Origin of the sequence: Pseudomonas germanica, from assembly GCF_019614655.1 — a bacterium.
GTDB classification, from domain to species: Bacteria; Pseudomonadota; Gammaproteobacteria; order Pseudomonadales; family Pseudomonadaceae; genus Aquipseudomonas; species Aquipseudomonas neuropathica.
In genome coordinates, this window is the sequence record NZ_CP071586.1 from 6274174 (window position 1) to 6287448 (window position 13275).

The following is a 13275-nucleotide window of genomic DNA, read 5'->3' on the forward strand; positions in this document are numbered from 1 at the left end:
GAAGTCCTTAGCGCGTGCCGCCGGTTTGTTTGAGGAAGTTGGCAAACAGTTCATGGCCCTGCTCGGTCAGGATCGACTCGGGGTGAAACTGTACGCCCTCAATGTTCAGGGTCTTGTGACGCAGGCCCATGATTTCGTCGACCGAACCGTCATCGTGCTGGGTCCATGCGGTCAGTTCCAGGCAATCGGGCAACGTGTCGTGCTTGACGATCAGCGAGTGGTAACGGGTGACGGTCAGCGGATGATTGAGGCCGGCGAAAACGCCCTTGTCCTCGTGGAATACCGGACTAGTCTTACCGTGCATCACTTGGCGGGCGCGCACCACGTCACCGCCAAACGCCTGGCCGATGGACTGATGGCCAAGGCAGACACCGAGGATCGGCAGCTTGCCGGCGAAGTGTTTGATGGCTTCGATGGAGATGCCGGCTTCAGTCGGCGTGCAAGGACCGGGGGAAACCACAATGCGCTCAGGCTTGAGGGCTTCGATTTCAGCGATGGTCAGCTCATCGTTGCGCACCACTTTGACTTCGGCACCCAGCTCGCCGAGGTATTGCACAACGTTGTAAGTAAAGGAGTCGTAGTTGTCGATCATCAGCAACATGGCGTGTCGAACCTCTTGAATTCTGATTTGAAAACAGCCTTCAGATCACTTGCCCGCAGGGCGCTGCACGATGTCGGACGCAGATAGATGCGTCGGCACAGCGGCATTTCAAACAGGCAAGGAAGGCAAAGCGATACAGATCCGGCGGGGCCGGCAGAAAAGATTCAGGCGCGCCAACGCCAGCGGGCGTGTGCCTTGATGACTTGATCCAGAAGTTTGCTGGTGATCAACACGGGGAAGGTCTCGTTCATACGTTCCGGCACAGTAACTTAGCTGGGCGGAGCGTGCAATATGGCCGGGGCTGCGGCAGATAAAACCGGGGGAGGATTCGCGACCGATGGCAAAACGCCGGGAGTTTTTGGTACTGTCGTTTCGTTCACCTACAACAATAACTAAACGGACTTGCTCATGATCAAACAGACGTTGTTTGTACCGCTGGCCGGCTGCCTGCTCGCACTGGCCTGCGCTCAGGCCAATGCTGCACCCAATCCTTATTCCAGTTTCATTGTGTTTGGCGACAGCCTCAACGACGCAGGCACCTTCACCGACACTGGCGGACCGGCCGGCTCCACCGAGCGTTACACCAACCGGACCGGGCCGGTGTATCAAGATGGCAGCGGTGAACTGTATTCATTGAATTCCACGCAGTTGCTCGGCGGACGCCTTGGCTTTTCGCCAGACCAGACAGCCTCCTCCAGCTCCGCCGTGCGCGCCGAAAACGGCCAGCCGGACGGTAACAACTGGGCGGTAGGCGGTTATCGCACCGACCAGATCCTCGACTCGATCACGACGCAATCCGCTACCGGCGAACGCACCCGCGCCGGTTACCTGCCATCGAACGGCTTCCGCGCCGACCCGAAGGCGCTGTATTACATTTCCGGCGGCGGTAACGACTTCCTGCAAGGTCGCATTCTCAGCCTGCCGCAAGCCAACGCCGCCGCCGATCGACTGGCCGACAGCGTGCAAACCCTGCAAACCGCCGGCGCCAAATACGTGATGGTCTGGCTGTTGCCTGATGTTGGCCTGACGCCAGCGATCAACGGTACACCGCTGCAAGCTTTCAGCAGCCAGCTCGCCACTCAGTTCAACAGCCAGTTGGTCACGCGCCTGCAAGGCATCAACGCCGAAATCATTCCACTGAACATTCCGGTCCTGTTGTCGGAAGTGTTTGCCGATCCTGGGCGCTTTGGCCTCGCGACCGACCAGAACCTGACCGCGACCTGCTTCAGTGGCAGCGGTTGCACCGAGAACGCGCGATACGGGATCAACAGTGCAACGCCCGATCCGACCAAGCTGATCTACAACGACGGCGTGCACCCGACCGAGGCCGGGCAAAAGCTGATCTCCGATTACGCCTATTCCCTGCTCGCCGCGCCGTGGGAGCTGACGCTGCTACCGGAAATGGCCCACGCCACCGTGCGTGCGCATCAGGATGAACTGCGCAATCAATGGCAGGCGGACTGGGAGAACTGGCAAGCGGTAGGTCAATGGCGCGCCATTGTTTCGGCGGGCGGCCAACATCTTGATGTCGACAGCCAAAGCAGCGGCGCCAGCGCCGATGGCAGCGGTTACAACCTTAACGTCGGCGGCAGCTACCGCTTGAATGAAGCCTGGCGTGTCGGTGTGGCAGGAGGTTTCTACCGGCAGAATCTGGAGGCCGGTCACAACGACTCGGATTACAAACTCAACAGCTACATGGCCACGGCATTTGCCCAGTACCAGCAGAACCGCTGGTGGGCTGACGCGGCGTTGACCGGTGGCAAACTCGACTACGACAACCTCAAGCGCAAATTTGATCTGGGCGTCAGCGAAGGTGCTGAAAAAGGCGACACCGACGGCAGCCTCTGGGCCTTCAGCGCCCGCGTCGGTTACGACATTGCCCAACCGGGCAGCGAGTGGCACCTGTCGCCATTCGTCAGCGCCGACTACGCCAGCGTCGATGTCGACGGCTACTCAGAGAAGGGCAACCGCGCCACGGCGCTGACTTTCGATGATCAGACTCGTGACTCGAAACGCCTGGGGCTGGGCTTGCAGGGCAAGTACAACATCACCCCGCAAACCCAGGTATTCGGCGAGTACGCTCACGAGCGTGAGTACGAAGACGACGTGCAGAAGGTCAACATCGCGCTCAACACCTTGCCGGCGAATGACTTCAAACTTGAGGGCTACACGCCGCAGAGTCATTTGAACCGTTTGAGCCTGGGCGTCAGCCACAAACTCACGGCGGATCTGGCGCTGCGTGGCGGCTACTCGCTGCGCAAGGATGATGACTTTACCCAGCAGGGCGTTAACGTCGGGGTCGTTCTGGACTTCTAAATCGCAGGCAAAAAAAAGCGGCGCTCTCACAGGCGCCGCTTTTTTATGACCGAACACAGATCAAATGTAGGAGTGAGCCTGCTCGCGATTACGGTGGTTCAAACAACATATCCGTTGAATGTTAATCCGCTATCGCGAACAGGTTCACTCCTACAGGGGGTTTTGCGTGAGTTCAGGCTTCCGGGGTTTGCTCGGCCAGGGCCACGGCGCGGAACATCGCGCGGCGTTTGTTCAGGGTTTCTTCCCATTCCAGTGCCGGCACCGAGTCGGCGACGATACCGCCACCAGCCTGCACGTGCAGTTCGCCGTTCTTGATCACCGCCGTACGAATCGCAATCGCGGTGTCCATGTTGCCGTTCCAGGCGAAGTAACCCACCGCGCCGCCATACACTCCACGCTTGACCGGCTCCAGTTCGTCGATGATTTCCATCGCGCGAATCTTCGGCGCGCCCGACAAGGTGCCCGCCGGCAGAATCGCTCGAAGTGCATCCATCGCCGTCAGCCCGGCTTTCAACTGGCCGGTGACGTTGGAGACGATGTGCATCACGTTGGAATAGCGCTCGATAACCATTTTCTCGGTGAGCTTCACCGAGCCGATTTCCGACACGCGCCCGGTGTCGTTGCGACCCAGATCGATCAGCATCAAGTGCTCGGCGATCTCCTTGTCGTCCGACAGCAAGTCCTCTTCCAGCGCCACATCCGCTTCTTCCGTGGCGCCACGTGGGCGCGTGCCGGCAATCGGGCGCACGGTGATCAGGTTGTCTTCGACCCGCACCAGCACTTCCGGCGAACTGCCAACGACGTGGAAGTCGCCGAAGTTGAAGAAGTACATGTACGGCGTCGGGTTGAAGCAACGCAAAGCGCGGTACAGATCGATCGGCGCAGCCTTGAAGTCGATCGACATGCGCTGCGACGGCACGACCTGCATGCAGTCACCGGCAAGGATGTACTCCTTGATGGTGTCGACGGCTTTTTCGTAATCGTCTTGAGTAAAACTCGAACGGAACACCGGATCAGCCGCTTGTTGCTTGCTGAAGTCCAGGCCACGGCGCGGGGTGATCGGCTGACGGAGCTTTTCCAACAATGCCTGCAGTTGCGCCTGACCTTGTTCGAAGGCATCCGCCTGCGCAGGGTCGGCGAGCACGATCGCGTGCATCTTGCCGGCGAGGTTGTCGAACACCACGACGGCGTCGGAAACCATCAGCAGAATGTCTGGCACGCCAAGTGGATCCGGGTTCGGGCACTTGCCCAGGCGCTTCTCGACATAACGCACGCAGTCGTAACCGAAGTAACCGACCAGACCACCGTTGAAGCGCGGCAGACCGGCGATGGTCGGCACGTTGTAGCGCGCCTTGAAGGTTTCGACGAAGGCCAACGGATCTTCAACATCGTGGCTTTCGGTCTCGACGCCATCAACGGTGATGCTCACGTGATGGTCGTGAACGCGCAACACGGTGCGGCACGGCAGACCGATGATCGAGTAACGGCCCCATTTCTCGCCGCCCTGCACCGATTCGAGCAGGTAGGAGTTGGGCTGGTCGGCCAGTTTCAGGTAGATCGACAGCGGCGTGTCGAAGTCGGCCAGGGTTTCGCAGGCCAACGGAATGCGGTTGTAGCCGTCAGCGGCCAAGCGCAGGAATTCTTCGCGGATCATAAGGTGCCTCGTGGTGTGAGGGGCAAATCAGTCAGGTATGCAAACGCGCCGGCAGGCCGGCCAGGAACAAGTCAGGCGCGCCAACGCCAGCGGGCCAGGGCCTTGATGACTTTCATCCAGAGTTTGCGAGTGACCACCACGATGGCGTTTCCAGAATGGGATTGAGCAGCGTCGGGCAACGTTATCTCAGCGGCCGAACCTAGGCAACCGGGAATTAGCTTGCGCAGATCGTCGATGACCAGCGCCGGTGATTCTTCGGCAATCGGTCGACCGTGGTTGTAGCCATAGCTCAGCGCCACGCATTTGACCCCCGCCGCTTTCGCCGCCAGCACATCGCTGCGCGAGTCGCCGACGAAGAGCGATTGCGAGGCCGGGATGTTGGCCATTTTCATCACAAAGAACAGCGCTGCCGGATCAGGCTTTTTCTGCGGCAGGGTATCGCCACCGATGATCCACTTGAAGTAGCGGCCGATCTTCATCTGATCCAGCAGCGGCGCGACGAAACGCTCCGGTTTGTTGGTAATCAGCGCCATGGCCACGCCTTGCTTGTGCAGCCACTTGAGAGTGTCGCGCACGCCGGGATAGACCACGGTCAGCTCATGGCTGGCGCCGTAGGCTTGCATGAACACTTCCAGCGCGTGCTCGGCTTCGACGTCATCCACCGCCGAATGATCGATACCACCGGCCAACGCACGGCGCACCAGTACTGGCGCGCCGTTGCCAACCCACTCGCGCACCGAATCGATGCCCGCCGGTTGACGGCCGAGGGAGAGCAGCATGGTGTCCACGGCGGCTGCCAGGTCCGGAACCGAGTCGATCAGTGTGCCATCCAGATCGAACATCACCAGCCGTGGCAGTTTTCCCGGGAACAGCTGCTCAAAACCGCTCATGGGCGCGCCAGCGCCAGTTCGGAACGCATCTTGTCGATGACTTCCTGATAGTTCGGCGCATTGAAGATTGCCGAGCCGGCAACAAAGGTGTCAGCGCCAGCAGCGGCGATTTCGCGGATGTTGTTGACGTTGACGCCGCCATCGATTTCCAGGCGGATGTCACGGCCCGAGGCATCGATGATTGCCCGCGCTTCGCGCAGTTTATCGAGGGTGCCAGGAATGAACTTCTGCCCGCCGAAGCCCGGGTTGACGCTCATCAGCAAGACCATGTCGACCTTGTCGATCACGTACTTGAGCACATCCAGCGGGGTCGCCGGGTTGAATACCAGACCGGATTTGCAGCCACCTTCGCGGATCAGTTGCAGCGAACGATCAACGTGCAGCGTGGCTTCCGGGTGGAAGGTGATGTAGGTGGCGCCGGCTTCGATGAAGTCGCCGACAATGCGATCCACCGGGCTGACCATCAGATGCGCGTCGATCGGCGCGGTAACGCCGTACTTGCGCAATGCCGCGCAGACCATCGGACCGATGGTCAGGTTTGGCACGTAGTGGTTGTCCATGACGTCAAAGTGGACGAAGTCGGCGCCAGCGGCGAGAACGTTGTCTACTTCCTCGCCGAGGCGGGCGAAGTCGGCGGAGAGAATCGACGGAGCAATTACGAAGGGCTGCATGACGCACCTTTTCTGAGCTAAATCACGATGGCGCGCATTGTATACCTCAAGTTTCCAAGCGCGCACCGTGACCGCGATGATTGGGTTATGCCATGACGGATGACCGGCGCTGACTCAATACGCCGCGCGGTAGATCTTCTCGATATCGACAGCACTGAGTTTGCGCGGGTTATTGCGCATCAGCCGCTCAATGCCCGCGGCTTCCACGGCCATCGCCGGGATCGCCTCTTCCGGCACGCCGAAACTACGCAGCCCGGCCGGGATTTCCACGGCCGCGCACAAATCGGTCATCGCTTGCACAGCTTTGTCTGCCGCTTCGGCTGCACTCAAATGAGCGGTCTTCACCCCCATGGCTTCGGCAATATCCTGCATGCGTTCGACGCAGGCCATCTTGTTCCAGGTCATGACATACGGCAGCAGCAACGCATTGCTCACGCCATGAGCGATGTTGAAGCGCCCGCCCAGCGGATACGCCAGCGCATGCACCGCGCCGACCCCGGCGTTGCCGAACGCCATGCCGGCCATCAGGCTGGCGGTGGCCATGTCTTCGCGGGCCTGCAGGTTGGCGCCATTGGCGTAGGCCTTGGGCAGCGCTTTGGCGATCAGCTTGATGGCACCAAGGGCCAGAGAGTCGGTGATCGGCGAGGCATTCACCGACAGATAGGACTCGATGGCGTGCACCAGCGCGTCGATGCCACTGGCGGCGGTGACACTGCGTGGGCAGGTCAGGGTCATCTGCGGGCTGACCAGCGCCACGTCCGGCAATAGAAAGTCGCTGACGATGCCTTTCTTCAACTGTGCGACTTTGTCCGAGAGAATCGCGACGTTGGTCACTTCGGAGCCGGTGCCAGCGGTGGTCGGAATCGCGATCAGCGGCGGACCTTTGCGTGGTACCTGGTCAACACCGAACAGATCTTCCAGCGCGCCGTGATATCCAGCGTAGGCAGCGACACTCTTGGCGATGTCGATGGCGCTGCCGCCACCTAGACCGATCAAACCGTCATGCCCGCCTTCGCGGTAGACACGCATGCAGTCTTCGACGATGGCAATTTCCGGGTCTGGCAGCACACGGTCGAATATTTCGTAGTCGCGCCCACCGAGTTGCACCAACGCTAGCTCGACGGTGCCGGACTTGACCAGCGCGGCGTCGGTGACGATCAGTGGATTGTCGATGTCCAGACGCGTGAGCTCAGCGGCCAGTTGTTCGATGGCGGCGGCGCCGGTGATCAGTTTATGAGCGATTTTGAACTGGGACAGACTCATCGTGCGCAGCCTCTTATAGATGTGGGAGCTGGGCACAAGATTAGCTGGGGATTTGGGGTTGTCTGCTATTCAGGTGGTGAATGACCTATCGAGCGCAAGAGCAAGAGCCCCTCACCCTAGCCCTCTCCCAAAGGGAGAGGGGACTGACCGAGGTGAATGTAAGAGGTACACCGACGTGCGATACCTAGTCGAACTCGGATTTTGAAAAGCACAACGATATGCTCCCTTCTCCCCAGAAGGTAAAAAGACTGACCGAGGTGCATGGAGGAGATACACCGACGTGCGATACCAAGTCGGATTCAGGTTTTGAAAAACATGAAGATTTGCTCCCTTCCCCCTCGCCCCCATGGGGGAGAGCGTTGGGGTGAGGGGGTGGCTTTTGACCTGGCCCTTAAACCTGAGCCGTACGCAGTTTTTCGCTACGCCCGCGCAGCCATTCCAGGGTCAGCAGCAAAATGACGGAGAAGGCGATCAGCAACGTGGCAGCAGCGGCAATCGTCGGACTCAGGTTCTCACGAATCCCGCTAAACATCTGCCGAGGCAACGTCGCCTGCTCAGGCCCGGCGAGAAACAACGTCACCACCACCTCATCAAACGAAGTCGCAAACGCAAACAGCGCCCCGGAAATCACCCCCGGCGCAATCAGCGGCAAGGTCACCCGGCGGAACGCAGTCAACGGCGATGCACCCAAACTCGCCGCCGCCCGCACCAGATTATGGTTAAACCCCTGCAACGTCGCCGACACCGTGATGATCACAAACGGCACACCCAGCACCGCATGCACGACGATCAATGAGAAGAAGCTGTTACCCAAACCCAACGGCGCGAAGAACAGATAACTCGCCACGCCGATGATCACCACCGGCACCACCATCGGCGAAATCACCAGCGCCATCACCAGCGCTTTGCCGGGGAAGTCACCGCGAGTCAGACCAATCGCCGCCAGCGTACCGAATATCATCGCCAGCACCGTCGCCGCTGGGGCAACAATGATGCTGTTCTTCAGTGCGCGCATCCATTCCGCCGAGGCGAAGAAGTCGTGGTACCACTGCAGCGAGAAACCCTGCAGCGGATAGACCAGAAAACTCCCCGAGTTAAATGACAGCGGAATAATCACCAGCACCGGCAGAATCAGGAACAACAGAATCAGGCCGCAGAGGATCCGCAGGCTGTAGAACCACACCCGTTCAATGGGCGACATGTAAGGACTCAGCATTTCGAATTCCCCTTAGCTCAGGCGCAGGCGACTGGCGCCGACCAGCCAGCTGTAAATCAGATAAAGCACCACGGTCGCCAGCAGCAACAGCCCGCCCAGCGCGGTGGCCATGCCCCAGTTGATGCTGGTGTTGGTGTAGAAAGCTACGAAGTAGCTGACCATTTGATCGTTCGGGCTGCCGAGCAGCGCCGGGGTGATGTAGTAGCCGATAGCGAGGATGAACACCAACAGGCAACCGGCGCCAACACCGGCGTAGGTCTGCGGGAAGTACACCCGCCAGAAACTGGCGAACGGGTGGCAGCCGAGGGAAATCGCCGCGCGCATGTAGGTCGGCGAGATGCCTTTCATCACGCTGTAGATCGGCAGGATCATGAACGGCAGCAGAATGTGCACCATCGAGATGTACACGCCGGTGCGGTTGAACACCAGTTCCAGCGGTTTATCGATGATGCCCATGGCCATCAGCCCACTGTTGATCAGACCGCCCGATTGCAGCAGTACGATCCACGCGGCGACGCGCACCAGGATCGATGTCCAGAACGGCAGCAGCACGAGGATCATCAGCAGGTTGCTTTGCCGCGACGGCAGGTTGGCCAGCAGGTACGCCAGTGGATAAGCCAGCAGTAGGCAGATCACGGTGATGACCAGACCCATCCAGAAGGTGCGGGCGAAGATGTCGAGGTAGATCGCCTGATCCGGGGTGGCCGGGGCGATTTCGCCGAGGTCGTCGATACGGTGATCGACCGCTGCCAGCAAGTAGTAAGGCGTGATGCTGCTGGTGTTGCGTTTGACCGCTTGCCAGTAGGCCGGGTCGCCCCAACGCTCGTCGAGGCCTTCCAGTGCTTCTTTATAGGAGGCCGGTTCGCTGGCGAACGGCAGCGCCCGGGCAGTTTTGGTCAGCAGGCTGCGATAGCCGGCCAACTCCATGTTCAAGCGCTTGGACAAATCGCCCAGCGTCTGGTTTTTACGCGCTTCGGCGAGGTCTTCGCCGGCAGCTTTGTAGACCGGTTCAGCGGGCAGGCCACGGCCGTCCCAACTGGCGATGGCCGCCACGGTGCGCGGCATGCCGCCGACCACTTCGGGGTTGCCGACGCTTTTGTAGAGCAGCGCCACGATCGGCACCAGAAACACCAGCAACAGAAACAGCACCAGCGGCGCAATCAGCGCTTGAGCTTTCCAGCGGTTGACCCGCTCGGCGCGCTTGAGCTTCTGCTTCAAGGTGGGGCTGGTGCCCTCGTTCAGGGGAACGGCGATGGCCATGACGTACTCCGCAAATCTTTGATCGTTACAGAGGTGGCGAACGCTACCTCGAACTTTGGGTACTGATCGTTCCCACGCTCTGCGTGGTAACGCATCCAGTGACGCTCTGCGTCACAGGGACGCGGAGCATCCCGGGCGGCATTCCCACGCAGAGCGTGGGAACGATCATCCGGAAAGCCCTCGGTCCGTATGCTCGGGTTACTTCGCAGCCCAGGAATTGAAGCGCTGCTCCAGTTGCTCGCCGTTGTCAGCCCAGAAGCTGACGTCGATCTGCACCTGGTTGGCGATGTTTTCCGGGGTGGTCGGCATGTCTTTCAGGACGTCCTTGGCCAGCAGAGGCACAGCCTGGGTGTTGGCCGGGCCGTAGGCGATGTTTTCCGAGTAGGTTTTCTGCTGCTGCGGCTGTACCGAGAAGGCGATGAATTTCTTCGCCGCTTCGGCGCGCTTGGCGTCCAGACCTTTCGGGATGGCCCACGCGTCGAAGTCGTAGATGCCGCCGTTCCACACCACTTTCAGGTTGGATTCTTTCTGCACCGCCGCGATGCGACCGTTGTAGGCCGAACTCATCACTACGTCACCGGAAGCGAGGTATTGCGGCGGTTGTGCGCCCGCTTCCCACCATTGGATGCTTGGCTTCAGCTCATCAAGCTTCTTGAACGCACGATCCTGGCCCCCCTTGCTCGCCAGCTCTTTGTAGACGTCTTTCGGCGCCACACCGTCGGCCATCAGCGCGAATTCGAGGGTGTACTTGGCGCCTTTGCGCAGGCCACGCTTGCCCGGGAATTTCTTGGTGTCCCAGAAATCCGCCCAACTGGTTGGCGCGGTTTTCAGCTTGTCGGCGTTGTAAGCCAGTACGGTCGACCACACGAAGAAGCCCACGCCGCATGGCTGAATCGCGCCTTTGACGTAGTCTTCAGTCTTGCCGAACAGTGCCGGGTCGAGTTGTTCGAACATGTCTTCGTCGCAGCCACGGGACAGCTCTGGCGATTCAACTTCGACCAGATCCCACGACACGCTCTTGGTGTCGACCATGGCTTTGACCTTGGCCATTTCGCCGTTGTATTCGCCGGCGACGATCTTGCCGTTACCTGCCGCTTCCCACGGTGCATAGAAGGCTTTGACTTGCGCCGCCTTGTTCGCCCCGCCAAACGACACCACGGTCAAATCCGGGCCAGCGGCCATTGCGCTTGCCGCACCCATCAGGCCCAGGGTCAGGGCGGTGAACTTCAGGGATCTCAACATTTATTGTTCTCTCCACGTGCAGGGTTGGTGTTGGTATTGCCGGGGCGATCAGTTCGCCTCTAGAAGAGGATCGAGTGCGCGTACGTGCTCGACCTGCCAGCCAAGCGGAACCACGTCACCGACTGCGAGCGCGGGATCGAGCTCGGCAATCGGCTGTTTCACGAAGAAGTCGGTCTTGCCGCAGACTTCCAGGCGCACCCGGACGTGGTCGCCCAGATAGATGAATTCCGCCACCCTCCCTGAGAAGCGGTTAACGCATTGATCGCTCGAACCGTTGAGGCTGACGCGCTCCGGACGGATCGACAGGGTCACCGGTTCGCCGGTCTGGCCGACATTGACCGCCAGCGCCTCGACCTTTTCGCCACGGCCCAACTCGACCACGCAGCGCTCGCCGCTCTGGCTGAGCAGACGACCGTTGAGGCGGTTGTTCTCACCGATGAAGTTGGCGACGAAAGTGTTTTTCGGTTCTTCGTAGAGGGTGCGCGGTGGGGCGATCTGCTGGATTTCGCCTTGATGGAATACCGCAACGCGGTCGGACATGGTCAGCGCTTCACCCTGATCGTGGGTCACGTAAACCACGGTCACGCCTAGGCGCTGGTGCAGGTGTTTGATTTCCATCTGCATGTGTTCACGCAGTTGTTTGTCGAGGGCGCCGAGGGGTTCGTCCATCAGCACCAGTTGCGGTTCGAACACCAGCGCACGGGCCAATGCCACACGTTGTTGCTGACCGCCGGACAGTTGCGCCGGATAACGCGAGGCGAACGCGTCGAGCTGAACCATGCTGAGGACTTTTTTCACGCGGTCACTGACATCGCTTTTGTTCAGGCCACGGACGGTCAGTGGAAACGCGAGGTTTTCCGCCACGGTCATGTGCGGGAACAGCGCGTAGTTCTGGAACACCATGCCGATGTCGCGCTTGTGCGGCGGCACGTTGTTGATCGAGCGCCCGGCCAGCAGAATTTCGCCGGCGGTCGGTGTTTCGAAACCGGCGAGCATCATCAGGCTAGTGGTCTTACCGGAACCGGATGGCCCTAGCAGGGTGAGAAATTCGCCTTTGCGGATGTCCAGGTTGAGGTCTTTGACGATCAGGTTCTCGCCGTCGTAGCTCTTCTGCACTCCACGAAAGCTGACCAGCACATCACTGGCCCCTGCGTTTGTTTCGACCTGGCTCATACCCACACCTTTGTTGTTGATGACTGCTTGTGGATTAAGCCTAGTGGTTGCTGACAGGCGCGCAAATCGGGGCGCAGGAGAGAATCGCCTCAGCCGGATGGAAGGTTGGGGGTAGGGATTGCCCTACAAGGATGGCGCTAATGGATAAGGCAGTGGCGAGGGTTGAGCTGCAAGCTGCAAGAACAAGCAAAAGCGCGTGTCGCTAACAGATATGCTCAAAATTTCTGGCGCTATGGAGATCCCCTGTAGGAGTGAGCCTGCTCGCGATAGCGGTGGATCAGCCACCACAGCAGTGAATGATCCACCGCTATCGCGAGCAGGCTCACTCCTACAGTTTTGATCGCGGTGATCTTTAGAGGAGTTTGTGTTCCATCGCGTATTTGACCAGTTCGGCCAGCGAGGTGATGTTGAGTTTCTGCATCAAACGCGCCTTGTGGGTGCTGATGGTTTTGCTGCTCAGGGCCAGTTGCTGGGCGATGTCGTTGACGTTGGCGCCTTGGGCCAGGCGCTCGAACACCGAGAATTCGCGCTCCGACAGCAACGAATGCAGCGGCCGCGCATCGGTCAGGCCGACTTCGAAGACCATGCGATCCGCCAGATCCGGATCAATGTAACGCCCACCGGCCGCGACCTTGCGAATGGCGGTGAGCAACAACGCCGGATCACTGTCCTTGGTCGCATACCCGGCAGCGCCAACCTTCAGCGCCCGAGCAGCCATCTGCGCTTCGTCATGCATCGACAGCACCAGAATCGCTGGCGGATTGTTCAGAGCACGGATGCGCGGGATCGCTTCGAGGCCATTGACGCCGGGCATGGAGATGTCGAGCAGCACCACTTCGCACGGCACATTGCGCAGGGTTTCGAGCAGTTGCTCACCATTGCTCGCCTCGCCCACCACTTGCAGATCCTTGGCCAGGCCAATCAATTGCTTGATGCCTTCGCGGACAATGGTGTGGTCTTCGGCTACCAGTACTCGGATCAAATCTTTT

At 59.9% G+C, this 13275-nt stretch carries 11 protein-coding genes; 1 reads left to right on the forward strand and 10 read right to left on the reverse strand.

Going from position 1 to position 13275, the window contains the following annotated elements; translation table 11 throughout:
- Positions 1 to 7: 7 nt before the first annotated feature.
- Entirely contained in the window at positions 8 to 601 is a 594-nt protein-coding gene (locus J0G10_RS27930; protein WP_095050324.1) for an aminodeoxychorismate/anthranilate synthase component II, read from the reverse strand.
- Positions 602 to 1009: 408 nt separating this feature from the next.
- Here J0G10_RS27930 and estP point away from each other — a divergent pair, with 408 nt between their 5' ends.
- The gene (estP, locus tag J0G10_RS27935) at positions 1010 to 2917 is read left to right on the forward strand and encodes an esterase EstP (RefSeq protein WP_095050323.1); all 1908 of its coding nucleotides are present in this window, start codon (positions 1010 to 1012) and stop codon (positions 2915 to 2917) included.
- A 172-nt stretch (positions 2918 to 3089) separates the two neighbouring features.
- On the opposite strand, the gene trpE is transcribed toward estP, so the two are convergent.
- The 9 genes from trpE to J0G10_RS27980 all read right to left on the reverse strand — a co-directional run bounded on the left by trpE (position 3090) and on the right by J0G10_RS27980 (position 13268).
- Positions 3090 to 4571: an anthranilate synthase component I gene (gene trpE, locus J0G10_RS27940; RefSeq protein WP_095112702.1), complete on the reverse strand. Its 1482-nt coding sequence runs from the start codon at positions 4569 to 4571 to the stop codon at positions 3090 to 3092.
- 71 nt (positions 4572 to 4642) lie between these two features.
- Positions 4643 to 5461, reverse strand: a complete 819-nt coding sequence (locus J0G10_RS27945) for a phosphoglycolate phosphatase (RefSeq protein WP_038363360.1) — start codon at positions 5459 to 5461, stop codon at positions 4643 to 4645.
- Entirely contained in the window at positions 5458 to 6132 is a 675-nt protein-coding gene (gene rpe / locus J0G10_RS27950; protein WP_007918813.1) for a ribulose-phosphate 3-epimerase, read from the reverse strand. The genes J0G10_RS27945 and rpe overlap by 4 nt, the downstream gene beginning before the upstream one ends.
- Before the next feature lie 114 nt (positions 6133 to 6246).
- On the reverse strand, positions 6247 to 7395 hold the full coding sequence (locus tag J0G10_RS27955; RefSeq protein WP_095050322.1) for an iron-containing alcohol dehydrogenase: 1149 nt from the start codon (positions 7393 to 7395) through the stop codon (positions 6247 to 6249).
- Between the two features lie 391 nt (positions 7396 to 7786).
- The gene (locus J0G10_RS27960; RefSeq protein ID WP_008084123.1) at positions 7787 to 8611 is read right to left on the reverse strand and encodes an ABC transporter permease; all 825 of its coding nucleotides are present in this window, start codon (positions 8609 to 8611) and stop codon (positions 7787 to 7789) included.
- A gap of 12 nt (positions 8612 to 8623) precedes the next feature.
- A complete protein-coding gene (locus J0G10_RS27965) occupies positions 8624 to 9871 on the reverse strand; it encodes an ABC transporter permease (RefSeq protein WP_093441896.1) in 1248 nt (415 codons plus the stop codon).
- A 198-nt stretch (positions 9872 to 10069) separates the two neighbouring features.
- Entirely contained in the window at positions 10070 to 11113 is a 1044-nt protein-coding gene (locus J0G10_RS27970) for an ABC transporter substrate-binding protein (protein WP_038363355.1), read from the reverse strand.
- A 48-nt stretch (positions 11114 to 11161) separates the two neighbouring features.
- The gene (locus J0G10_RS27975) at positions 11162 to 12286 is read right to left on the reverse strand and encodes an ABC transporter ATP-binding protein (RefSeq protein ID WP_095126215.1); all 1125 of its coding nucleotides are present in this window, start codon (positions 12284 to 12286) and stop codon (positions 11162 to 11164) included.
- Between the two features lie 352 nt (positions 12287 to 12638).
- The gene (locus J0G10_RS27980) at positions 12639 to 13268 is read right to left on the reverse strand and encodes a response regulator (RefSeq protein WP_093441901.1); all 630 of its coding nucleotides are present in this window, start codon (positions 13266 to 13268) and stop codon (positions 12639 to 12641) included.
- Positions 13269 to 13275: the final 7 nt, after the last annotated feature.

Bases quoted from the DNA above. Each gene is read 5' to 3' on its own strand.
- J0G10_RS27930 (WP_095050324.1), bottom strand. From the start codon at position 601: ATGTTGCTGATGATCGACAACTACGACTCCTTTACTTACAACGTTGTG.
- estP (WP_095050323.1), top strand. From the start codon at position 1,010: ATGATCAAACAGACGTTGTTTGTACCGCTGGCCGGCTGCCTGCTCGCA.
- trpE (WP_095112702.1), bottom strand. From the start codon at position 4,571: ATGATCCGCGAAGAATTCCTGCGCTTGGCCGCTGACGGCTACAACCGC.
- J0G10_RS27945 (WP_038363360.1), bottom strand. From the start codon at position 5,461: ATGAGCGGTTTTGAGCAGCTGTTCCCGGGAAAACTGCCACGGCTGGTG.
- rpe (WP_007918813.1), bottom strand. From the start codon at position 6,132: ATGCAGCCCTTCGTAATTGCTCCGTCGATTCTCTCCGCCGACTTCGCC.
- J0G10_RS27955 (WP_095050322.1), bottom strand. From the start codon at position 7,395: ATGAGTCTGTCCCAGTTCAAAATCGCTCATAAACTGATCACCGGCGCC.
- J0G10_RS27960 (WP_008084123.1), bottom strand. From the start codon at position 8,611: ATGCTGAGTCCTTACATGTCGCCCATTGAACGGGTGTGGTTCTACAGC.
- J0G10_RS27965 (WP_093441896.1), bottom strand. From the start codon at position 9,871: ATGGCCATCGCCGTTCCCCTGAACGAGGGCACCAGCCCCACCTTGAAG.
- J0G10_RS27970 (WP_038363355.1), bottom strand. From the start codon at position 11,113: ATGTTGAGATCCCTGAAGTTCACCGCCCTGACCCTGGGCCTGATGGGT.
- J0G10_RS27975 (WP_095126215.1), bottom strand. From the start codon at position 12,286: ATGAGCCAGGTCGAAACAAACGCAGGGGCCAGTGATGTGCTGGTCAGC.